This window comes from Arachidicoccus rhizosphaerae (assembly GCF_900107765.1).
Classification (GTDB): domain Bacteria; phylum Bacteroidota; class Bacteroidia; order Chitinophagales; family Chitinophagaceae; genus Arachidicoccus; species Arachidicoccus rhizosphaerae.
In genome coordinates, this window is record NZ_FNQY01000001.1 from 431,169 (window position 1) to 456,773 (window position 25,605).

The following is a 25,605-nucleotide window of genomic DNA, read 5'->3' on the forward strand; positions in this document are numbered from 1 at the left end:
ACTGTTTACGGTATTGTTTATTTTGTGAGATCCGATTTAGGTTTTAATTCATCTGGACTGTCTTTCGCATGCGGGTCAAATATATAATTTGAAGTGCTGGTAACTAAATCCTTGATGAGTGTTTCAGAAACAGCCGTTTTAGGATTAAACGCAGCTGAATTCATATAGTTTTTCAGACTATACATGAGCTGCCGGGCCACCGGGTTGGACGAAGTGTCGGAAGATATGTTTAAACTGCTGACCAGAATGCGCCCTTTGCCTACTTTGGCTTCAAATAATGAAGCTAATCTTCGGTTTAAAAACCAGGTGTCGATCGGCTGAATCAGTGGTTTAAATCCTTTTGGAAAATCTTCCAGATGCATGACCTCAGCTTTATTGACCAGGGACCACCATTGTAAGTCACTATGGTCACTAGTCGGGAAGGAGGTAAACGCCGGGTTTTGAGGGTCTACCACAAAGCCTAATGTGTGGGGTGGCCGCATCTTGAACCAGGAGGTATTCCAGAAAACAGGTAGAAAATGTTGAACAATCTCCTTGCCTTTTGTGATTTCTCCTGCAAGATTTAAAAAGACTTTGCCTCCTGCATTCAGGACCTGACTGGCATGAGCATCCAGGCTGGTGGTATAATATATGTTGCTGTTATCCACCGCTGGAAGGGAGGATGGGTATACCCAGATATTCCAGTCATTTGTATAGGAGGTTCCCTGAATAGATACCGTGATTGTAAGTCTTTGAGCTTTTCTGACCGTATTTAACGGGATAGCGATCTCTCCAATTTGTGTATTTGTACCATTTAGTATATCTTTTTGAAAACTCCCTTTTTCTATCACCTGATGCTGATCATTTGTCAGCTTCCAGTTGATAGTGGCATTAGGCAGAACAGATTCGGCATAATGATAGATCTCTATGGATGCTTTAAAAGTCTGATCATTGGTATATACAAAGCCTCCGGTTCTAAGTAAGGGAACGGTATTATTACAGAACCTGGAAAATTCAGGAGCGTCTACATAGCCTTTTTCCTTCCAAAATGCATTCAACAGACCTACAAGTGCCGTCCCCTGACCCGTATAATCATTGAGAGAAAGCATTTGAAATCCTCCGTTTTCAGGCGTGCGCAGGGATTTCTCAATCTCATTTTTATAACAGAGCAGTTGCAATTTGCCGGAGGCCATTAAAAATGAATGTGCCTGATCTGCCATTCCCTGATCTTTAAGTATGTCTTTGAACATCTCAAAATTGAGGGGTTTGTATAGGCCGGTGTATTGGCTGATTTCATTAAAATCAGGAAATGCACACCACTGGCCAAGCTCATGGGCAATATAGGGAACCGGATAATCTTTAATGGCTTTTGTGTAGTCTGAAAGACTTTCAGGAGCCTCATTATTCCAATTAAGGTTTCGGGCACCTGATTTAATCATATATTGATTGGCCGCAACGATGGGCCAGCTCATGGCAACGGAAGCACCCGTATACACCCTTCTGGGATCCTTTTTCTCCCAATAATGGATGAATTTAGTGAGATATTCTACCTGATGTCCTCCCCTGGGTTCATTGCCATAAGCGAGCATACAATAGGAGGGGTGGTTGCCATAGTTGACTTCCATCCTGTCTGTTTCTTTAAAAATATATTGGTCTACCGGTTTGCCATCTCCAAGAGAAGTACCGTGGTTGGCCCAGCTGGGTCCTTCCGGCTGCAGATAGAATCCCGTCATATCAGCGGCTATAAAAGCCGCTTCAGGTGGACAATAAGAATGAAAGCGCATATGGTTCAACCCATAACTTTTGCAGATTCTGAATATACGAGCCCATGCTGCGGTATCCATTGGAGGATATCCGGTAAGTGGAAATACACAGTTTTCCACCGTTCCTCTAAGAAAAGTCTTATACCCATTCACTTCAAACTGCCGGCCATTCACCTTGAAGTCCCGCATGCCAAAGTTGACCTCTTTTGTCGATTTACTGCCATCCTTATTGGTTAAGGTAACAGTCAATAAATACATCGCCGGATGGAACTCACTCCACTGTAATACGTCTTTGCCCATTGGATAATCAATGACTAAGGAGTCCGGGCTTTTTTGGGCAGCTGACTGAACAGAGATATGTAATGGCCGAATATTATCCTTTTTTGAGCTATTGTAACTGTGAGCAGATAGCTCAATGGTTTTTGCCTGATCTGCATTTCCTTCTAATTTCAATTGCACCTTTGCCAAATGTGCATGGATATCCGGGTATACCTGTATTTCTTTGATGAATGTTTTTGGCGTAGCCTGCAATTCCATCCTTCCTATTATTCCATTCCAGTTACCCTGGGTCTGGTCGGTAACGCTGTGTGAGTCCTGACCTACATTAATGGTCTGAAGCCTATTATCAATGCGGATGGTAAGGATATGTTTGCCAGGAGCGGCAAAGGCCGTCAGGTCATAAATATGGGGTGCCACCAGCGAATTTTCTTTGCCCAGTTTTTGATCATCCAGCCAGACGGTTGTCTCAGTATGACATCTTTCTAAAAAAAGGGATATATGCTTAGTTTGCCATCCTTTTGGAATTTGAATTTCCTTTTGATACCAGGCGGCGCCTGTATAATGGTATTTTGGTGTTAACCAGAAAGGAAACATGGGTAGCGGCTGGTTTCTGTATTTGGCCATTCTTGGATTAAAATACCAACTACTGTCATAAATGCTGGCAGTCCATTTGGTATTTAATGAAACCTTATCGCCTTTACTATTTTCCAGCATACTTCCTGGTAATTGTATCTTATCTGGCAGCGGTTGACGATACCAGGCCTTTTGAATACCCTGGTCCTGTGCGTCCACGGCGAAACTCCACCGGCCGGCAATAGAGATTACATCCTGAGCCTTAGTAAAAAGTCCGGTAAGCGCCAATACACATACGATTATTATGCGGTTGAGTATGCTGTGCATGAAGTTGCTGATTTTAGTTAATCCTAGTGTGATAGGGAGTAAAAATAATAACAAACGAGGGTTTGTCTGTCCTGTACTGTCCTGTATAATCGTCAAAATACAATTTATGTTTTTAATTAATGTAATAATAAATTGATTAGTAGCTTTTTAAGATTATGATGAAGTGAAGTGTTTTTGTATTTCTTGTTTTTTATACAAGCTAAAAAGAGGGAATTGAAAAATATTGCAATAACGTTTTTGTAATTTTTACGGCTCCTTTGTTAAATTAATTTTTAAAAAAAATAAAAAAAGTTTTTTCTCTCCCATCCAGATTATTTGTGAGGAAAGAAACCATTGTATTGTTCAAAAAATGGATTTATTTTATTGTTTTCGTGGGGGTTAGATATTTTAATATTATTGCCCGTTTTATGAATTGCTTATTTACTATTGAAAATAATGCAAAAATTGCTTGTGAAGCAGGATAGTACAGGACGGTTAAATTGTGAATGGATTTTAATATTGTTATGAAATAACCGTTAGTAAGTAAATGAATCGTTAATTCAAAATGCTGATGGTATTTTCCCGAATTGATTAAAAATACTGCCAGAGAATTTAAAAAGCCATTTTGGATTCTTGATAGACGGCTGGAAAAGGAAAAATAAGGATGAAGCAAACTTTACTACTTTTTATTTGTTTTTTGTTTACCTGTACTGGTTATGTACTTGCACAAGCCAATGGGGATGGCACGCATACTTTTTATGTGGCAACGAACGGTAATGATAATAATACGGGAACCATAGATGCTCCCCTGGCGACTCTGATGGGAGCAGAATCAAAAGTTACACCTGGGGACACTGTCTTTATCCGTGGAGGGACTTATACCATCCCTGCAGACGGCACCCCTGCCCATATGGATGGCAGTAGCAATCTGTATTATGATTACAATTACTTTGCACAAAAGGGGACCGCAACCAAAAACATTTGTTACTGGGGTTATAAAAATGAGCGTCCGGTCTTTGATTTTTCGAACTATAAGCCTGCAGATCACAGAATCACTGCTTTTTTGGTGACAGGTAATTATTATTATTTTAAAAACTTTGATGTAGTCGGCGTCCAGGTTACCATTACAACTCATACGCAATCGGAATGTTTCCGCAATGCCAGCGCTAATCATAATATTTATGAGAACCTGGCGATGCATGACGGCCAGGCCATTGGGTTTTACTTGACTCAGGGTATTGGCAATTATATTCATAATTGTGATGCCTATAATAACCTGGATTATACATCAAATGACGGTACACCTGGTGGCAATGTGGATGGATTCGGTTGTCATCCCAGTAGCTCAGGTGGAGTCGACAATGTTTTCAGGGGCTGCCGGGCCTGGTTTAACAGTGATGATGGATTTGATTTGATTAATGCTTTTGCTGCGGTAACTTTTGATAGCTGTTGGGCTTTTTGGAACGGGTATAGTTCTGCCATGGTTTCAGAGGGAGATGGGAATGGTTTTAAAGCGGGTGGGTTTGGAATGGGGGCTGATCCCAATACTCCCAATTCTATCCCAACCCATGTTGTAGAACAATGTTTAACCTATTATAATAAACAGAACGGATTTTATGCCAATCATCATTTAGGCGGCGATAAGTTTTTAAATAATACAGCTTACAGGAATAATAGAAATTATAATATGGTCAATCGAGCATCTGTTGCGGACGCTGTGGACGTGGATGGATATAACCATGTACTTCAAAATAATATTTCTTATTCCCCCAGAACCGCAGGTGCGGATTTGGTAAATCTGGACGCTGCGACCAGTACCAATACGAACAATTCATTTTCTATTCCATTAGAAGCGGATGATGATGATTTTAATAGCCTGGATCCCGCTGAGTTAAGTTTGCCAAGGCAAGCGGATGGCAGCCTGCCAATCATCAGTTTTCTGACGTTGAAAAGCAATAAATTTATTGATCAGGGCGTGGATGTTGGATTAAGCTTTACAGGAGCGAGCCCTGATTTAGGTTATGCAGAAGCGGCAGCCGGATCCACCCTTCCGGTAACCTATATAAGGCCATTAAAGGCAAGCCTGATAAATAATACGGCTGTATTATCCTGGCAGACGGCCTTAGAATTAAATAACAAAGGCTTTTGCATACAAAGAAGTTTAAATGGAGCACTTGACTGGGATTCTGTTGGCTTTGTTCCCACTGTAGTAGAAGCAGGCACAGGAACCGGAGCTTCCTATACCTTTAAGGATGGGCCTTTGATTAAGAATGAAGTTTTTTACAGACTCAAGCAGTTGAATTTTTCAGGAACGCCCAGCTATAGCAGTTTGGCGACCATTAAAGCAACCGGTTTACTCGGTCAGACAGAAAAAATTGTTATCTATCCCAGTCCTGTTAACAAAGGGGGCAGCGTTCATGTTAAATTAGATAAGGCACTTGGCTCAGATCTGAAAATTTCAGTGTACAATTTAAGCGGACAATTAATCAACCAGGACCAGCTAAATGCTGGCAACCTGCAATACGATTTAAGCCTTCAAACTTTAAATTCAGGTATTTATATTTTTAAATTTATAACCGGGCAAAAGCTTTTGGAAAGTAAAAAACTGGTCATTAAATAAAAAAAAATGTGAAAGTTAAATTTTTGATTTTCAATTAACTATATAAAATTTTAAGAAAAACGATGATTAAGCAGCACAGTACAGGATGGTTAATTAAATTATATGTTATATAATTGCTAAGTATTTGATTGGTTGACATTTGCTATTGTTAATGGATTAAATATATAAAGCGAATTGATTAGAGATTATAAAATTTGATATGTGACACCATCTGTTAATTAAACCAAATTAGAGTGTTACATTATTGTCAAGGCCAATGCTTAGTTATGGATACTGCTAGCTTGGTGATTGTATGAAGGCCTTGATGATATATTTAGTCTTGAACCAAAATTGCCAAATAAAAGCAACAAAGAATGAATTGTAATTAAGCATAACGATAAGTTAGGGATATCCATATCCATATAGTATAATCAGTTAATTGTTAGGTGATTATAAATTGTCTTAACAGGCGATATGGGATTGTTTTGTGTTATGCTGATGAAAAGGAGTTCTCCATGAATAAAATATTATAACTGTTACTATAAAAATTAAAGATTACAATGATGCGCATACGAATGATGGTTCTTTTTTGTTGTGTAATAAGCGTAATCGCTTGTAGAAAAAAGAGCTGGGATGAATACTACGGAAGGCCTTCCACGCTCGCTCAGCCGATATATGAGGTTTTGCAGCAAAGAGGGAATTTTACGCACTTTATCAAATGCATAGATAAATCCGGTTATAAAAGCACACTTGCGGCAGGAGGGTATTGGACTTGTTTTGCACCCAATGATGCAGCATTTGAGAAATACTTTCAGGAGCATGGTATTAGCGGGGATGACGCTATTGATTCTGCCACTGCGCAGAAGATTGTAAAGTATTCACTAGTGTATAACGCTTACAGAAAGGAAAATCTAACCGATTATCAGCAGTCCTCCGGTGCGGATACCAGTGTTGCCTATAAGCGAAAAACGGCGTATTACACCTGGGTATACAATCAGGGCGATTCTCTGATTTTAGGTGCCAACAGGAATGGCAGTTATGTAGAGGATGATAATAATAATAAGTATATCCCTTATTTCCTGGATCAGTATTTTGCTTACCAGGGGCTTTCCAGCTATGATTATAATTATTTTTATCCTGATTCTAAATATAGCGGATTTAATGTGGCCAATGCATCTGTCGTCAACAGCGATATTGAGGCAGAGAACGGGCTTATTGATGAAGTGGATGCTGTTATATTGCCGCTGCCCAGCCTGGAAGATTATCTAAAGCAAAACGATCAGTATAGTGAGTTCAGAAAACTCCTGGCAAAAGTCGTAAGCTATCAGTCCAATGCTAATATCACGGAAAGAAACTATGCATTAACCGGCAAGAACGATTCGGTTTATATTAAATATTATGATGCAGGAAACAGCTACGGATTAGCCTTCTCGCCCAATAATGAAAATTATTTGCTGGCTAGTACGGATGGACAGACCGATGGTTATGGATTTGCGGTACCTACCAATGCTGCACTTATTCCCTATGAAGCAGAAATCCTGCAGCATTATAAGACGTTTGATGCAGCACCTCCTGCCGTCTTGACTGCCTTATTAAATGCCCATATGTGGACAAGCGCACCCTGGCCCAGTAAGTTGATTGGTTCAACCAATAGTTCTTCTGAGGTTCCTACTTTTTCACTGTCCAATGTCGTGGACAAACAATTATGTAGTAATGGTTTCTTTTATGGAATTAATACGGTGCAGCAGGCAAATGTATTCAGAACAGTTTATGGGAAACCATTTTTGGACCCCAGCTATACTTTAATGACAAGAGCACTTGATGCGGATATTAAGTTCTCTCTTATTAATCCGGCACTTAAATTTACCATGGTCATGATGTCTAATACTGTAATGACTGCGGAAGGATACAGTTATAGTACAGAGAGAAGTGCCTGGGTTTATCAGGCAGAAGGAGGAACCGCAACAACAGGATCCATTCCGCAATCCAGAGTAAACAGGATTTTAGCCTCTTCTATATTTCTGACCCAAAACGCAGAGATGAATAATTTATCCGGAGAAGGTATTGTAGAATCCTGGAATGGTGAATATGTCAGGTATAAAAATAACACCTTGTTTGCCGGTGGTAATATGGATGAAGGATCAGTTGTTCATATTGATAGTGTCGGGACTTCCGTCAATGGGAAGGTGCTATATGTCGACGGACTACTTAAATTCTCTGAAGTGGCAATTGGTGGACATCTGGGCAGATTAGCGAATGCTGACCCTGATGATTATGGCTATTTCTTTAATTATTTAGTTAAATCAACGATTTGGAGTAACTCCGACAGTACCATCAACGGTATGACGGCAGGCAACCCATACACTGTTTTCGTTCCCTCTAATGCAGCTATTTCTGAGGCTGTAAAATCAGGACTATTGCCGGGAGATGCCAGTACAGGTGTTCCGAATTTCTCACCTTCTGCCTTAGAAGACCAGCAGGCTGTTGTGGCATTCCTGCAATATCATATCCTTAATAAAAACATGGTGGCCACGGATGGTAAAAAATCCGGTGATTATTTAACGCTTTTACAGACCCTGGATGGAGAACCTACTACGATAAAAATTACTAATTCAGTCGGCAGCCTTGTATTAAAAGGGATGAATGGAGATGTCGCCAATGTAAAAGTAGCCAACAGTAACATTTTAGGAGATATGGCCATCATTCATACAATCGACAAGGTCCTTGATTTTAATAAACAGTAACGATCGTTAGATAAATGGCCATGAATAATACGAGGCCAATCCTTTGCATATGATTTAATATCCGTTGTTAGCGGAACATTTAAAAATAAACGAATGAACAGGATTAATAATAAATACATTTTGGCTTTATTACTACTGATGTCTACTTGCTTAGTCTTTGGTTATCAACAGGTATATGCGCAGGGAGGCAAACGTGCCATTGTCAGAGGTAAAGTAATCGATGCGAATACGAAGTTGCCATTAAGCGGAGCTACGGTTATTGAAATTGACGGAGATGACAGAACCATCAATGGTACTTCAACGGATATTGACGGGAACTTTGCCCTAAGGGTGAATGATCCTGAGCATAACAGGATCTCCGGAGCCTATATTAATTATAAGCCCACTGTATTAAGAATTAAGGATAGTGCTAACATCTTAATTGCATTACAGGATGAAGAGTCTGCACTGAATGATGTACAGGTTACGGCCTATAATGACCAGGTTGATAATGGAACCGGCATGAAGATCAGAGAAAGGGATAACACCCTTTCTACAGCCAGTATTCAACAAAAAGAAATAGAAAACCTTTCTTCTCCTAATATTGCGGCGGCTTTGGAAGGGAGATTGCCCGGGGTAAATGTTAGTGTGCCGACCGGAGACCCCGGAGCCGGTCTGTCTATTCAAATACGTGGTACGGCAACTATTAACGGTTCAGGAAATCCTTTAATAGTGGTGGACGGAATGCCTTATAGTACAACCATTCCTTCGGATTTTAACTTTGGTACGGCAGATGCAGAAGGTTATGCCCAGCTCTTAAATATCGCACCTTCGGATATTCAGGATATTACCGTGTTAAAGGATGCTGCAGCTACCGCCTTATGGGGGTCCCAGGCAGCGAACGGCGTCCTGGTCATTAATACAAAAAGAGGTAAAACAGGTAAACCGTCGATTTCTTATACCTTCAGAGGCACTTATTCCAAACAGCCAAAAAGCGTTCCGTTGCTGGATGGAAATCAGTATTCTACATTAATTCCTGAGGAAGTAGCCAATGCTGGAGGTAATCCGCTCGATATCAGTGCCAATAAAGAATTTTCTTTTGACCCCTTGGATCCCTACTGGTATTATAATTATAGTAATAACACCAATTGGATTGATGCGATTACCCAAACCGGTTATTCTCAGGATCACAGCATCTCCATGACAGGGGGTGGCCAAAAAGCAAAGTATTATGCATCCGTAGGATATTTTCATCAGGACGGGACTACGATTGGAACAGGTCTTGATAGAATTACTGCCAAGGTAAACCTGGATTATAATGTATCCAACCGAATCAGAATCCGGTCCAATTTTACCTTTGCACATCTTAACAGAGATCTAAATTTTCTGCCCAGCAACAAAAGCGCTTACCAGATCAGGAACATCGCCTATAACAAAATGCCCAATATGAGCATTTACGAGTATGATATTTATGGTAATCAATCGCCAAATTATTTTACGCCGGAATCTAATATCCAGGGCCAGTATCCTTCCACTTACAATCCGGTTGCGCTGGCAGAAAATGCAAAATATGTACAGAACGGCGACCGTATAACGCCCAGCTTCCAACTACAATATCAGATGGTGCCAAAGGTCTTATTAGCAACCTTTGATGTGCAATTTGATATTAATAACTCCGGTGCTCATACCTTTTTGCCTCAGAATGCAACGGGAAGACCGCTGTCTGAATCCATTGTCAATGAAGCCAAAGCCAGTGACGGAGATGCTTATAGTGTGACTACCAAGACAAACTTTATTTATACACCCAAAAGTAATGATCGCAACCACCAGTTTCAGGCCTTATTGTCTTTGCAAACGAATGACAGTAAATCAAATGCTTATAATGTATTGACGACCAACACGGCTTCTTCTGAATTTGATTATCCTTTCAACGGATCCAGGGCTACTAATTCTGCTGCTTTATTGACCTCCACGTTGGCAGATGTAAGGTCTATAGGAACCTTATTACAGGCACAATATGGCTGGCTGGACCGTTATATTTTGAATGCCGGTGTCCGTATGGATGGTAATTCCAGATTCGGACCCAATAACCGATATGGTTTTTTCCCATCCCTATCAGCCAGGTGGCGTTTATCCGGGGAGAATTTTATGAAAAAGTATAGCGGATTTATCGATGATTTAAGCTTCAGGGCCAGTTATGGTCATGCCGGATCTGCACCTCCTGATAAAACAGTGTGGCAGTATTTTAATACTTATTCACCTTACAGCTATTCTTATCTGGGAGAGTCCGGTGTTTATTCCTCCAATGTGGAGCTGACCAATTTAAAATGGCAAACCCTGGTGGGGACCAACTTAGGATTTAACCTCTGGATGTTTAAAAACAGATTCAGAATTGATTTTGAAGTGTATCGAAACCGTATTCAAGATATGTTCTATGACGACCTGGATATACCTTCCTATACGGGCTTCTCTTCCATGCCTGCTAATGTCGGCACCATGGATAACCAGGGATGGGAAGCATTGTTAAATACCATTCCTTATCAGACCAAAAACTGGAAAATCGGATTTGATTTAAACTTTGCCAGCAACCAGAATATTATTCGCTCTATTTCAGATTTTTATCCAAGGACAAATGTTGAAAGTCTGGATGCGAATGGAAAATATAAAACTTTCCTGCAAGTCAATAACCCATTTGGCTCCTTCTATGGGTTTAAATATCTGGGCGTTTACAGCACCAAGGATCAGACCGTTGCAAGAGATGCAGCTGGAAATCAGATTACAGACCCGAACGGAAATCTTTTATATATGCGCTTTCAATATCCCAGTATTGATTATGTATTCCAGCCAGGTGATGCGAAATATGCGGATATTAACCATGACGGAAATATCGATGACAAGGATGTTGTATATCTGGGTAACGGCCTGCCAAAAATCACCGGTGGTTTTGGTCTGAACGTAACTTTCAAAGACCGGTTAAAGCTCATCACATTCTTCGATTATAAACTGGATTACGATATTGTCAATGCAGCGGATATGGCGACCACCAATATGTACAGTTTTGATAATCAGAGTACGGCTGTTCTGGGCAGATGGCGTAATCCGGGAGATGTGACCAATATTCCAAGAGCGCTTTACAAAAAAGGCTATAACTGGCTGGGGTCCAGTAGATATGTTCAGGACGCCTCTTATGTTCGTTTGCAGGCGGTAACGTTGAGATATACCTTCCAGCCTAAACTGCTGAATAAATTAAATATTAGAAGTGCGTCTTGTTATGTCACGGTAGAAAACTTATATACCTGGACCAAATATAAAGGGCAGAATCCAGATGTATCCATTATCGGTAATAACAGTCCATTTGCCTATCCGGTAGATAACGCATTAACACCACCAAGTAGAAATGTGCTGTTAGGAATTAATTTAAGCTTCTAATTTCTAAATAACTGAAAGTAAGCAAGACGAATCAATTAAATAACTGGATTAAAATTAATATAATGACAAAGCTTTTCAGATATATATCATTTAGCTGCGCTGCCTTACTATTACTGGTTTCCTGTAATAAATGGCTGACGGTAAAGCCTCAGGATGGGCTTATCAGAGATGATTACTGGCAAACAAAAGAACAGCTGGCAGCAGCGGTGACAGGATGTTATGAAAGTCTGCTGAATCAGGATTTGGTAGAGGATTTATTTGTCTGGGGAGAAATCAGAGCCGATATGGTCGCTTCCACACTCAGAACACCAGATGATGCAGTTAATATAATGCAAGATAATATTTTGCCGTCCAATTCTTTTACAGACTGGTCACCTGTTTATAAAACCATTAATAACTGTAATACCGTTCTGGAGTATGGGCCGGATGTTATAAACAAGGATGCCACTTTAACGGACTCCGCACAGAATGCCTATTTAGCAGAAGCGCATGCCATCAGAGGACTCATGTATTTTTATTTGCTGAGAACGTTTGGAGAAGTGCCATTACAGGTGAAAGCCGTATCAACAGACGCCGATGTGGAACAATTGGAAAAAAGCTCCAAGCAGGATGTTTATAATCAAATAATTACAGATTTAAAATTTGCTGAAAAATATGCAGTCAGATCTTTCGGCTCCAATGATCGCGATAAAGGTAGAATAACTAAATATGCTGTATTTGCCATGGAGGCCGATGCTTACTTGTGGGATGATAAATATGATAGCTGTGTGATTGCATGTGATTCCATCATTAATTCCGGGCTGTATACCCTGGTAGCAGGTAAAACCCAGGAAAACTGGTTTAACGATTTGTATTATACCGGAAATTCCAGTGAAGGGATTTTTGAACTTCAATTTGATGCCCAGGCGCTGAATCCGTTTTATAGCATGCTGATTACCTCTTCTAACCAGTATATTGCTTCTACAGATCATCTAAGTAATGATATCTATGGTCTTGATCAGACCGGACTTGCTGCGGATATTCGGGGTAACAATGGGTCATATGTCGGAACAAACGGAACTATTTTAAAATATGCAGGTGCCAGTGCAGGAGAAGATTATACTTTGCGTACTTCTGATGAGTCTTATGCACATTGGATTGTCTACCGCTATGCGGACGTTCTCTTAATGAAGGCTGAGGCACTTTGTTATCTGAACAGAGGGCAGGAAGCGCTGGATTTAATAAATATGGTACGTGACAGAGGGCAGGCAATTGATTTAACCCAAGAGTCAGAAGACCCCAGTGCAACTGAAGATATTGCCAAATATGTCCTGGATGAACGCGCCAGAGAATTTGCTTTTGAAGGGAAAAGATGGTTTGATTTATTGCGTTACGCCAAACGTGATAATTATAAAAATCTGAGCGTTCTGACGGAAGCTGCGATTATAAATGCACCAAAAAACGTAATACAAACCATCATCAATAAATATAAGGACATCAATAGTCATTATCTGCCCATCAATACAGATGAACTTCAGGCAGATAAAAAGCTGGTTCAAAATCCATTTTATGGAAATTAACAGTAGAGGCCATAATTAAAATTGATTCGGGGATTTAAATAAAAAACACGCTTAGCGATAAATATATAAAGCATGAAAAAGGTTTTTAAACAAAGGGTTCTGTTTGCAGTTATTGCATTAAGCTTTATTTCAGGGATCTGGTTAAGTTGCAGAAAGGTACCGATTGTATATTCAACATCTACGGATGTGAATATAGTTGGCTATATTGATGAACATCTTGACTCTTTTTCTTTATTCAGGCAAATGCTTTCCGTAACAGGATATGACGGGTTTTTAAGTGCCTACGGCAGTTATACTTTGTTTCTTCCTACCAACTCGGCCGTCCAGAGTTATCTTAAAAGCAGAAGTAAAGACTCCATTAGCCAGTTGAATGTTGATAGTGTCAAGGACTTTTTGAAATTTCATTTAATTAATGATACCGTTTATACCATTTCATTTACCGATGGGAAATTACCTTATCTGACAATGTATGGGCAGTATCTGGTTACCGGGGCCAGTAATTCTAACGGCTCGACCTATTACAGAGTAAACAGACAGGCCAATATCATTGAAAGTAACCTAAGAGAAGGCAACGGGGTTATTCATGTTATTGATAACGTATTAACGCCAGCCACTAAAACATTAGCGGGTTTAGTAAGTGCTGATCCCGACTATTCTATTTTTGCCGAGGCTCTTAAAGCAACAGGGTTGTATGATTCTTTAAATATTGCTGCGGTTGATAATGCGGACAGCACAAAAGCCTGGTTAACGCTATTTGCACAGACGGACTCCGTTTTTAATGCAAACGGCATAAACTCTTATGAGGACCTGAAAGAAAAATACAGTAATACCGGAAACCCAAAAGACCCTTATGATAGTTTGCATTTATTTGTTGATTATCACATTGTTAATCGGGCTAACTATTTGGCGGATATCGTTACTGTTACTTCGTACTCAACCTGGGCCCCCTTACAAGCACTTACCGTTAAATACAGCAATGACTCTATCTTATTAAATGATGATGTTTTCAATGGCGTGCATGAGCCAGGTATTTTAATTCCGAGAACAGGAAGCGATGTGTCTGCAACCAACGGGGTATTACATAAAACCACTTCTCTGTTATCCATTAAACAAAGGTCGCCATTCCCGGTTTATTGGGATGTATGCCAGTACACCGAAATCATGAACCTTCCGGCTTACTATGGCAAACAATCCTATTATTACCCATGGGATCAACTGCCCTCCTTTATTACGGCAGCTGATGGTAAATCCTCACGTCCGCAAATTGGTTATGTTGGTGGTGCCAGCGGAAGCAGCCCTGTGGTAAATTACGATTATTTGGAGTTGCCTATGGGTAGCAATAGAATGGACTGGGTCGAATTAAAAACGCCAATGCTCGTGGCAGGTACATATAAAGTCTGGATTTGTTGGAGAACTGCCGGCAAGAGCCAGATTTTACAGGTCTCCATAGATAGCACCGTTATGCAGAGAACTTATAATAAGTCCATATATCTTCCGTCAGGAACAGATGCGGTGCTTGAAGCCCAGGGGTGGAAGCATTATACAACGAGTACATCCAGTAATGTTCCGGCTTACCTGGTAGGTACGATAAACATTCAGACAACTGGCCAGCATACCATCAGATTTACAGCCTTGTCTGGCGGAGATAACTATAACTGGTTGGATATGATACAGTTTATCCCTTCAGATATGGATCAACAATGGCCTCGTTTTGACCAGGATGGAATAGCGCACTATAGTGCCAGTGAATAGTGTTGTGTTTGCTAGGGGTTGATGGTTTAGGTCGGCCCCTCATTTTGACTCTTTTTATAATGACTTAGAAAAATGAAAAATAAATGAGATTATATAAATTTTTAATATTAGTGCTCGTCTCCATCATTTTGCTTGGTTCCTGTCGTAAGGAACAGTGGGATAATAGAACAGAGGTAACCTCTGTGGCAGGAACGGAAAGCCTGATGGATTTGATTAATGCGGATTCAGATTTAAGTCTGTTTTCTAAATATTTAGTAAAAACCGGTTATGATAAGGTGCTCTCATCTTCCAAGACGTTCACCGTATGGGCTCCGGATAATACCGCGTTGGAGGCTCTTGATGATTCTTACGTAAGTGACTCTGTGAGTTTAAAGTTGTTCATATCAAACTGTATTGGCAGTCAGTCCTTTTATTCAAAAGAGGCGGCAGACTCTTCCATTCGCATCCGAACATATAGCGGAAAAAGAGTGCTGTTTTCAAAAGACTCTATAAATGGAATTGCATTTACGGCAAAGGATATAAGCGCAAAAAACGGTGTACTCTATAAAATTAATTCCGCTATTAAGCCTCAGGTTAATGCCTTTGAATATTTACGTGATAATTATGCGACAGGCTTGCAATATGGTTATTTAAAGACTTTGTATTACAGTGCATCCATAGATAGTCTATATAGAGATTCTTTGAAAAGCGCAAATGTGATTCTTCCAAAACTTAACACCTATTTTCGGAAAATAAATATCGATAGCGAAGACTCTTTATTGACCTATATCGTTTTAACCGACCAGGCTTATCAGGCAGAAGAGTCAAAATTGCTACCTTTCTTTACTGATTCTACACAGGCAGTGACAGATAGTGTAAACCAGTGGAATATAATTAAAGACTTAACAATCAACGGTGTTATTCAACCGGGAAGTATTCCGCAGACTGTTTATTCAGCGAAAGACAGCCTGGCGATTCATCTGAATGCAAGCAGTATCGTAAAGACAATCAACGTAAGTAACGGGATTGTATATGTCGTGAATTCCCTAAGTTATGATTTGGGAACTAAAATAAAGCCTGTCACCATTGAAGCCGAAAGCTTCTACGACCGGTATGATAATACAAAAAGTTATACCATCAGAAAAAGAAGAGATCCGGCGACGGATTCTGTTTTCAAGGATTTACTTATGGAGAATTTTGGTATTGCTTCTTATTGGGTCCGTTATCCGGTTACCCTGAATGCCGTGACTTATAAAGTATATTGGCGTGCAGTGAATGATTTTCAAACAGGGACTTTCCCTATGATGCTGGCCTTTAATCAACATGTGGATACGGCATTTGCTGACCCCAAAAATATACCTTTTGATTATTCTATGCCTTATACTGATGTGGGGCTTACGGATTACAGTGATGTTTATATAGGAGATTTTACCCCAGTTAAGCATGGATTGGAGGATGTATTTCTGATTGGGAATAATACGACTTCAAATGGTAAGAATACAATTGTTTGTGATTATATAAAATTAGTACCCGTTCTAAATTAAAACTATGCATCGAACTAATATTATTTTCAAAGTTTTACCACTTACTTTTTTTACCGCTTTGGTGTTTTTCACAAATGTGGATGCCCAAAATAACGTACCAACAAAACTAAATAGTGCAAGTGTTGTAAAGGATACTGTTTTTGTAAATGGTGTTATCCGTTCTGCAGCCAGTAAAAATGCGATAGGCGGTATTTCAGTTTCCGTGCCCGGTTATGCTGCTGCCATTTCCGATGACAGTGGCTACTTTAAAATTGCTGTGCATGATTTACAGTCAGTTCTTTATTTGAGTGGTGATGGGTTGCAGGATAAACAGGTGGCACTCCGTGGTCGAAATAAAGTTACTGTTGACTTATTTGAGCAGGGGTATAATTCCCAATACGCAAGCGCTTCCTTGGTATTCGGTAAAAAGCCTAAAGATTACATTCCTTATTCTATTCAGGCATTTAGCGCTGATAACCGATGGGGACAGAGTGTGACCGAGACGCCTGATTCATACCTGCAGGGAAAAATTGCCGGGTTGAATGTCATCAGGCATTCCGGAACCCCGGGAATTGGTGCGAATATGGCTTTAAATGGGATCAATTCATTTAACGCGACCAATCAGCCTTTAATAGTTGTGGATGGTGTTCCTTTTGATAATAATGAATATGGACACTCGCTGGTCTTAGGCAATATGTATAATCCTTTGTCTGATATTGATATAAAGGATATAGATAATATTACAGTTATCAAAGGTGGTAATTCTACGTATGGGACAAAAGGAGCAAACGGTGTGATTTTAATTACAACGGCCAGATCACAGGAATTGGCGACCAGGATAGATTTCGCAGCTTATGGGGGTTATAATTTTCTGCCATCCAATTTGCCTGTAATGAATGCGGACGATTACAGGATTATGCTTTCTGAGTTATTAAAAACGAAAGGATTGTCTGCTGAGCAAATTGATGATTTGCCTTATATGAATGATCATAAATCGGCAGATGATTATTATACGTATCATAATAATACGGATTGGCAAAGGCAGGTGCTGAACAGCAGTTATAATAATAATTACTATCTCAAAGTTACGGGAGGTGATAATATCGCCAAATATGCCCTTTCTTTAGGATATCTCACCAACGGCGGCGTTCTGAAAAATGCCGATCTCAATAAATATCAGATGCGCTTTAATGGAGATTTATTGTTGTCAAAAAAGCTAACCGCATCTGTTAACCTCGGACTGGTATCTACCCAGCAGAATTTAATGGAGCAAGGGGGAGAGGGTGTCTTAAGCCCGTTGTCAATTGCCTTGATTAAAGCACCTTTTTTAGGGGTAAACGTAAGGGATGACAATGGTGTCGCATCACCCAACCTTTCTGATTATGACACCTTTAGGGTATCCAATCCAGTTGCAATTTCCAATAATATGCAGGGGAAAAATAAAAGCTATCGTTTTACCGGGACCGTTAAATTCAACTATGAACTAAATGACAATTTCTCTATTAAAACTATTTTAGGGTTGACTTTTGACAAGATGCAGGAGGATATGTTTGTGCCTGAAGCAGGGATTGTACCTGATACTTTACAGACTGCTGTTGCTTTTAATCGTTCCGGCAGCAACATGGCGAGGTATTCTTCTTTCTATAATAATACCGCTTTGTCTTATACCAAGCAGTTTAATAGCAACCATAAATTGCAGGTGGATTTAGGGTACAGGGTTGAAAATAATAAATATGAGAACGAATATGGACATGGTTACAACTCTGCGACAGATGAGTTTGTGAGTGTGGGCATGGGTAGTTCATCCTTGAGAACTGTTGGGGGGTCCAATGGAAAATGGAATTGGATGAATAATTATTTACATGGAGATTATTCCATTAAGGACCGGTATTATATTGCTTTAAACGTTGCGGCCGATGCTTCTTCCAGGTTTGGTAAACAGGCTCCTGACGGCTTAAGCCTGGGCGGCGTTAAATTCGCATTAAATCCTTCGCTGGCACTGGGTTGGCTTATCAGTTCTGAACAGTTTTTCAAAAATGTTCGTTTTGTCGATAATTTAAAGTTACGCGCCTCTTTTAGCCGTGTGGGAAATGATGATATTGGTAATTATAGTGCCAGAACTTATTATGAATCCCAGAACTTGGTGGGCAGTCAGGGAATCGTCAGGGGTAACATCGGAAATCCTGCCCTGGAATGGGAAACCACCGATCAGTTGAATGTCGGCTTAGACGCCGCTTTATTTAATGAAAGACTGAATTTCAGTTTTGATTATTTTCATAACAAAAGCTATAACGTCATTACTATTGATCAGACTGCTGAGTATGTCGGAATCGATAATATAGTCTCTAACAACAGCACCTTAGGCAATAACGGGATTAATCTGGCTTTAAATGCAAGATTGATTAATCATAAGTTTAAATGGGATTTTGGGATTAACTTAGGCAAGTATACCAATAAAGTCTCCAAATTCCCGATAGGAGCCTTATTGACGGATTATGTTGGCGCTACTTATATAACAAAGGCCGGGGCTGCCGCCAATCAGTTTTATGGATTTAAAACCCAGGGCGTATTTAGCTCCGATGCAGAAGCCCAGGCTTCCGGACTTCAATATGAAGATGCTGCCGGCAATATAGTCAGCTTTGCCGGTGGCGATGTGAAGTTTTATGACAAAGACGGGAATCATATCATTAATGATGCGGACAGAGTCGTCATTGGCAACCCTAACCCAACACTTTTCGGAGGCATCTCCAACGATTTTTCCTGGAAACACTGGACTTTAAATACCTTGTTTACGTTCAGTCAGGGCAACGATATTTATAATTATACCAGAATGCAGTTAGAATCCATGAGTAATTATAACAATCAGTCAGATGCGGTAAATAACAGGTGGAGATACGATGGACAGCAGACATCGGTTCCAAGAGCTGCATGGGGCGACCCGGCCGGCAATGCCAGATTCTCTGACAGATGGATTGAAGATGGATCCTATTTAAGGCTCAGAACAGTCACCCTATCCTATGATATTCCTGTTAAGACAGCAACGCTGAAATACGTAAGAATTTATCTGACCGGAAATAACCTGTTTACCTGGACTAAATATCTGGGTTATGACCCGGAATTCAGTTCAACCAATAGCCTGTATGGTCAGGGAGTGGATCTGGGACTGGCACCTGTATATAAAACGGTTCAGGCAGGTGTACGGCTCGGGTTCTAATAATTTATATAGTGAAGTTGTTTATAGTGGCTTCTAAATCAATTTAAAAAATTAGTGATGACTACTTTATTTAATAATGTTTCAAAATGGTTTTTAGGGATTTTAGTGCTGTCCGGCATGCTTTACTCCTGTCAAAAGACTTTTGATATAAAACCGGATAATGTGCTGGACGAATCCCAGGTGTATAGAGATGTCAACGATGCGGATGCCGCAATTTTCGGGATTTACGGTCAGGTGATGGGACTTTCCAAGCAATATGTGGTTTTGAATGAATTAAGGGGGGATTTGATGGACGTGACCTCCAATGCAGATAAATATTTAATCGAACTCAATCAGGAAACCTCTTCCCAGGATAACCCTTATGCAGATCCAAGACCATTTTATAAAGTGATCATGAATTGCAATGACGCTATCGCTAATTTCAAAGAGATGTTAAAGGATAACAGGTTGACCCAGGAAGCTTTTGATATTCGCTATTCCGCAGTGGGGGCTATCAGAACCTGGCTATATCTGCAACTGGGAGTCCAGTACGGGACCATTCCTTATGTTACCAATCCATTAAAAGATGTGGATGCGGTTAAAAATCAATCGAATTATCCAAGGCTGGAGTTTTCCGCCTTACTGGATTCATTAACTGTTTTTGCTGAAAGCCTGCCTTATAAAAAACCTTTTCCTACCGGGACCTCTCTGTTAACGACCATTGATGGATATGCTACGGATAAATTCTTTATTCCAATAGAATTATTACTGGGAGACCTGTATTTGTGGAAAGGGAATTATACGACTGCTGCCACTTACTATCATTCTGTTATGAACTATAGTGATCAGCTCTATCCGGCCATGAATAGCGAGCAGTATTATGAGACCTATAAGGTTGCTTATACTGCACAGATTAATGGTGCTAACTGGTCCAATATATTTGTCGAGACTTATGGAGAGCGTTATTCTAATTATGAAATTATATGGGATCTGCCATTTGATGATAATTTTGCACCGGAGAACCCGTTCGTTAATTTATTTTATAATTCCGGTAACGGGTATTTATTGAAGCCTTCGCAACTTATAATCAACGAGTGGGATAAACAAATCAGAACAGACAGTACCCCTGGTGATTACAGAGGGAACGGCGCATCTTACAAATTGGTCGGTGGACAGCCAGTCGTCAATAAGTTCAGCTCAAATTTTGATCCGATGGATCCCTTTAAGACAGCGGATAAATGGGTATTGTACCGTGCCGCCACCCTGCATTTCCATTATAGTGAGTGTGCTATTCATGACGGTAGAACCCGCTTAGCCTATTCATTAATGAATAATGGGATAAGAGGCGGATTTAACCCCTTAGGTCTGGCCCAGACGGATGATGTGTCTGATTATATGCAAAGTTTTGGTGCACCTTATGATTTTGACGCCAGAATGGGAGATTATCCATCTTACAGGGCGCCCTGGTATAGAAATACTGGAATAAACGGACGGGTCTCCGTCCCTGCCGAGATAATTGATTCTGCGAAATATTTTGATACGACCGTTTTACCCAGGCAATTCCTTACAGCCAGCAGCCAGGATAGTCTGGAACTGGATATGATGGATGATTTATTGCATTATTCAGGCATGGAACTGGCTTTTGAAGGAAGCAGGTGGCCGGATTTACTCAGAGTTGCTCTTCGCAGGGAAAAACAAAAGGCCGGAAGCGGGGTAAGTTTCCTTCAAAATGCAATTAGTGCCAAATTTAAGGCAAGCGGACGAACTGATTTAGCGGCTTCCGTAAGTTCAAGACTGGCGGATACAAAAAACTGGTTTTTGCCCTTTAATTGGGATTAAACGGATTTAATCATCATAAAATCTAATCAAGTGAATAATTAACACTTAATTACTTTTGTTGTAACTGGATTTTTATATCGTTGTACATTTAAAGATTGCCCCATTTAATCCATATGTTTGATTAAGTGGGGTTCTTTTTAGAAATATTATTATGAAGACATTTCGTTATTTGTTGGTATTGATTTGTTGCTGTTCTTTTTTAGTACCAGAACAGCCCAGGCTCAGAATCTTTATGGCCGGAGATTCTACCATGCAATTGTATGACACGCTAAATACACCGCAAAGGGGGTGGGGGCAGGTCTTTGGCGCCTGTTTTAAACAAAACGTGGAAATTCATGATCTGGCAAGAGGGGGAAGAAGTACCAGGAGTTTTAAGGCAGAAGGCCATTGGCAAGGTCTGTTGAATCAGTTACGTAAAGATGATTGGGTCATTATTGAATTTGGGCATAATGACCATGACAAAAGAAAGCCCGAGCGCTATACAACACCTGAGGAATATAAAAATAACTTAATTGCGATGATTGGTGATGTCCGGGCAAAAGGAGCCAATCCCATTATTCTGACCCCGATAGCCATGCGCAATTTTGATAAGAACGGAATTTATCATGATGGTCACGGCCTTTACCCAGCGGAGGCGAAAAAGGCAGCCCAGATATGCAATGTGCCGGTTCTTGATATAGACAGTCTTTTTGCTAAAGAGATTATTCAGCTAGGGCCTGAAAAATCCAAAGCCTTATTTATGAATTTCGGCCCCGGATTATATAAAGCCTACCCTGAGGGTAAAACAGATAATACGCACCTCAGACTTTCCGGAGCAAAAATGGTGGCGGGAATCGTCGCCTCGGCTATTAAATCCCAAAAGATATCCCCAATTGATACGTATATTTTATAAAGAAAAACATCTAGTTATGAAACGAATCGTTTTTGTTGTATTGTTTTGTTGTGGCTGCATTTGCAGCATGAATGCCCAGATTATTCAAAAATTTGATTTTGGAACCGGCCATGAGGAGCCGGGTTATACAAAAGTAACGGCTATAGATACTTATAATGAAGCCAGAGGGTTTGGCTTTGATTTAGGCTGCAACCCTATTGCGACTGGAGATTATTGCACAGCAGTAGGTTCTCTTTTTTTCTCCACCAAACTCCCTCAGGGGAATTATAAAGTAACCGTTATCTTAGGTGATGCGCAAAGGGCTACTTCTACAACGATAAAAGCAGAATCCAGAAGGCTGATGGTAAAGGAAGTCGATACAAAGCCAGGTGAATTAAAAAAGATTTCTTTTAACGTAAGTGTCTGGGATAGTATTATTTCGGGAGATAAAATGGTGCATCTTAAACCCCGGGAACAAGATAAACTGGACTGGGATAATAAACTGACCCTGGAGTTTAGCAATACAAATCCATGCATTAATTCCCTTACGATAGAACCCATTGATCGACCCATTCAAGTGTTTTTAATGGGTAATTCCACGGTCACCAATCAGGCACTGGAGCCCTGGTGCTGCTGGGGTCAGATGATTCCTGCATTTTTTAAGGATGACAAAGTCGTGGTCACCAATATGGCGGCCTCCGGAGAAACTTTAAAATCTTCTTTTAGCAGGAAAAGACTGGACAAGGTGGCTTCCATGTTGCACAAGGGCGATTATGTATTTATTGAATTTGCCCATAATGATCAAAAGAAAGGATCCGGAGAGCTGGCATATACCACGTATAATAAGTACTTAAAAATATTTGCGGATTCAGCCAGAAATCATGGTGCGATTCCTGTATTTGTAACTTCCACGAATCGGAGAAATTTTGATAAAAATGGCAAGGTGATTAATACATTGGGGGATTTTCCTGACGCCATGCGTCTTGAGGCAAAGAAAGAAGGGGTTTCACTGATAGATTTAAATGAAATGACTAAAACGCTGTATGAAGCTTATGGCGACAGTGCCTCCCGAAAGTTATTTGTTCAATATCCGATCGGCTCTTTTCCGGGGCAGAACCGGTTATTAGAGGATAATACGCATTTCAGCACTTTCGGGGCTTATGTTTTGGCTAAATGTATGGTTAAGGGCATTCAAAGTTCCGATCTGGCGCTCAAAAAATATTTAAAAGACGACCTCGATGCCTTCGATGTACGCCATCCGGATGCATTTAAGAACTGGACCTTGCCAGTGACACCCATGTTTTCAGAAGCAAAACCTTACGGGAACTAAAACCAAAATCTTATGACAATGATTGGAAAAGTTAGCAGCTTTTTAGGGCTGGCAATGCTTTCGGGACTGGTTTTTTTACCAGCGGCAAAAGGCCAGCGGACCATGGAATATTTAGACAGAGGGGTGTATGCCATAAATGAAGGCAATGGCCAGGTCTTTGTTTCCTGGAGATTATTTGAAAATGAGGATAACAGTGTAGGATTTAATTTGTACCGTGTTACCAATGGCGATACCACCAGGCTGAATCAGAAGCCGTTAATGGAAGGTACGGATTTTACTGACAATACGTCGGATACTAGTGCTGTAAATACTTATTTTGTCCGGACGGTAAAGGGGGGTATTGAAAAGTCAACGGACGGCTCTTTTGCCTTAAAGCCGCATCAGCCCGTATATCTATCCATTGTGCTCAAGACACCCAAGGGATACACCCCCAACGACGCCTCAGTGGGGGATCTGGATGGTGACGGTCAGTATGAGATAATCCTGCATCAGACCGGAAGAGGCCATGATAATTCCCAGGACGGGATAACGGATCCGCCCATATTTCAAGCCTATAAACTGGACGGAACCTTGCTATGGGAAATAAATCTGGGCAAGAATATCAGAGAAGGGGCTCATTATACACAGTTTATGGTATACGATCTGGATGGCGACGGCAAAGCCGAAGTGGTCATGAAAACAGCAGACGGAACCATAGATGGAAAGGGGAATGTGATAGGAGACGCTACAAAAGATTATCGGAACAGCCGCGGCCGGATACTGGAAGGCCCCGAATATTTAACCGTTTTCGATGGGCAGACAGGGAAGGCTGTTTCTACGGTGCCATATATCCCACCACGGGGTGATATTGGCGGCTGGGGCGGTATCGGCGGCAATAAAGGCAATGATCATTATGGAAACAGGGCAGACCGGTTTTTGGCCTGTATCGCTTATTTAGATGGTAAACATCCAAGTGTTGTCATGTGCCGGGGCTATTATGGACGCTCTGTACTGGCGGCCTGGGATTTTAAGGATAAAAAACTGGTTTCCAGATGGGTTTTTGATTCTCACGATGGCAAAAACCCCTTTTCAGGACAAGGATATCATAATTTATCCGTAGCAGATGTGGATCATGATGGTAAAGATGAAATCATTTATGGCAGCATGTGTGTGGATGATAACGGCAATGGGTTATATACCACCGGACTTCGGCACGGCGATGCGGTCCATGTGAGCCATTTTGATCCGGATAATAAAGATCAGCTGGTTTGGGGTATACATGAATTAGAGAATGGAGCTCAAGGGTTGGGCGCCGCATTGTTTAATGCCAGAACCGGTAAGATCCTGTGGTATGACAATGTTGATCAGGATGTCGGCAGGGGACTTGCCGCGGATATAGATCCCAGGTTTAAAGGGTATGAGCTTTGGGGTGGAAGCGGCGGCCTTAAAGACATTAAAGGCCAAGTGATTAGTAAGCGTTCTCCCAGAAGTACTAATTTCAGGATTTGGTGGGACGGTGATTTATTGAGTGAGCTTTTAGACGGAACTCATATTGATAAATGGAACTGGAAAGATTCTTCCCAGCAAAGATTATTTGATGCCAGAAATTTTAACTGCGTTTCCAATAACGGCACCAAGTCAAATCCGGTACTGGCTGCAGATTTACTGGGAGACTGGAGAGAAGAAGTGATATACAGAACCATGGATAATAAAGAATTGAGGATTTTTTCCACCGGGATTCCAACCAGCCACAGGCTGTATACACTGATGCACAATCCTCAATACAGAATGGGTATTGCCTGGCAAAATGTCGGGTACAATCAGCCTGCCTACACGGATTATTATCTGGGAGAAGGCATGACAGCGCCTCCCAAACCGGATATAAGGATTATAAAATCCAGTCATTGATTTATAACCTAGTGATGAAGG

12 protein-coding genes are annotated in these 25,605 nt (G+C 40.7%); 11 read left to right on the forward strand and 1 reads right to left on the reverse strand.

Features of this window, described 5'->3' with window-relative positions:
- Positions 1–17: 17 nt before the first annotated feature.
- A complete protein-coding gene (locus BLU80_RS01605) occupies positions 18–2,921 on the reverse strand; it encodes an exo-beta-1,4-galactosidase (protein ID WP_091392458.1) in 2,904 nt (967 codons plus the stop codon).
- A 643-nt stretch (positions 2,922–3,564) separates the two neighbouring features.
- Between BLU80_RS01605 and BLU80_RS01610 the strand changes: the two genes are divergently transcribed.
- The 11 genes from BLU80_RS01610 (at position 3,565) to BLU80_RS01660 (ending at position 25,584) form a co-directional block, all read left to right on the forward strand.
- On the forward strand, positions 3,565–5,520 hold the full coding sequence (locus BLU80_RS01610; RefSeq protein WP_091392459.1) for a T9SS type A sorting domain-containing protein: 1,956 nt from the start codon (positions 3,565–3,567) through the stop codon (positions 5,518–5,520).
- Between the two features lie 539 nt (positions 5,521–6,059).
- Entirely contained in the window at positions 6,060–8,243 is a 2,184-nt protein-coding gene (locus BLU80_RS01615) for a fasciclin domain-containing protein (protein WP_091392460.1), read from the forward strand.
- Between the two features lie 93 nt (positions 8,244–8,336).
- Positions 8,337–11,651, forward strand: a complete 3,315-nt coding sequence (locus BLU80_RS01620; protein WP_091392461.1) for a SusC/RagA family TonB-linked outer membrane protein — start codon at positions 8,337–8,339, stop codon at positions 11,649–11,651.
- A 62-nt stretch (positions 11,652–11,713) separates the two neighbouring features.
- Positions 11,714–13,210, forward strand: coding sequence for a RagB/SusD family nutrient uptake outer membrane protein (locus BLU80_RS01625; RefSeq protein WP_091392462.1), 1,497 nt, complete (start codon positions 11,714–11,716; stop codon positions 13,208–13,210).
- A gap of 72 nt (positions 13,211–13,282) precedes the next feature.
- A complete protein-coding gene (locus BLU80_RS01630) occupies positions 13,283–14,962 on the forward strand; it encodes a fasciclin domain-containing protein (RefSeq protein WP_091392463.1) in 1,680 nt (559 codons plus the stop codon).
- Positions 14,963–15,045: 83 nt separating this feature from the next.
- Complete coding sequence (locus tag BLU80_RS01635) at positions 15,046–16,485, forward strand: fasciclin domain-containing protein (protein ID WP_091392465.1); 1,440 nt, start codon at positions 15,046–15,048, stop codon at positions 16,483–16,485.
- Between the two features lie 4 nt (positions 16,486–16,489).
- The gene (locus tag BLU80_RS01640; RefSeq protein ID WP_091392467.1) at positions 16,490–19,678 is read left to right on the forward strand and encodes a SusC/RagA family TonB-linked outer membrane protein; all 3,189 of its coding nucleotides are present in this window, start codon (positions 16,490–16,492) and stop codon (positions 19,676–19,678) included.
- 57 nt (positions 19,679–19,735) lie between these two features.
- On the forward strand, positions 19,736–21,496 hold the full coding sequence (locus BLU80_RS01645) for a RagB/SusD family nutrient uptake outer membrane protein (RefSeq protein WP_091392469.1): 1,761 nt from the start codon (positions 19,736–19,738) through the stop codon (positions 21,494–21,496).
- 151 nt (positions 21,497–21,647) lie between these two features.
- Entirely contained in the window at positions 21,648–22,388 is a 741-nt protein-coding gene (locus tag BLU80_RS01650) for a rhamnogalacturonan acetylesterase (protein ID WP_091392471.1), read from the forward strand.
- Positions 22,389–22,404: 16 nt separating this feature from the next.
- Positions 22,405–23,697, forward strand: coding sequence for a rhamnogalacturonan acetylesterase (locus tag BLU80_RS01655; RefSeq protein ID WP_091392474.1), 1,293 nt, complete (start codon positions 22,405–22,407; stop codon positions 23,695–23,697).
- A 12-nt stretch (positions 23,698–23,709) separates the two neighbouring features.
- Positions 23,710–25,584 (forward strand): rhamnogalacturonan lyase, encoded by a 1,875-nt coding sequence (locus BLU80_RS01660; protein ID WP_244518664.1) that lies wholly within the window; start codon positions 23,710–23,712, stop codon positions 25,582–25,584.
- The last annotated feature ends 21 nt before the right edge of the window (positions 25,585–25,605 follow it).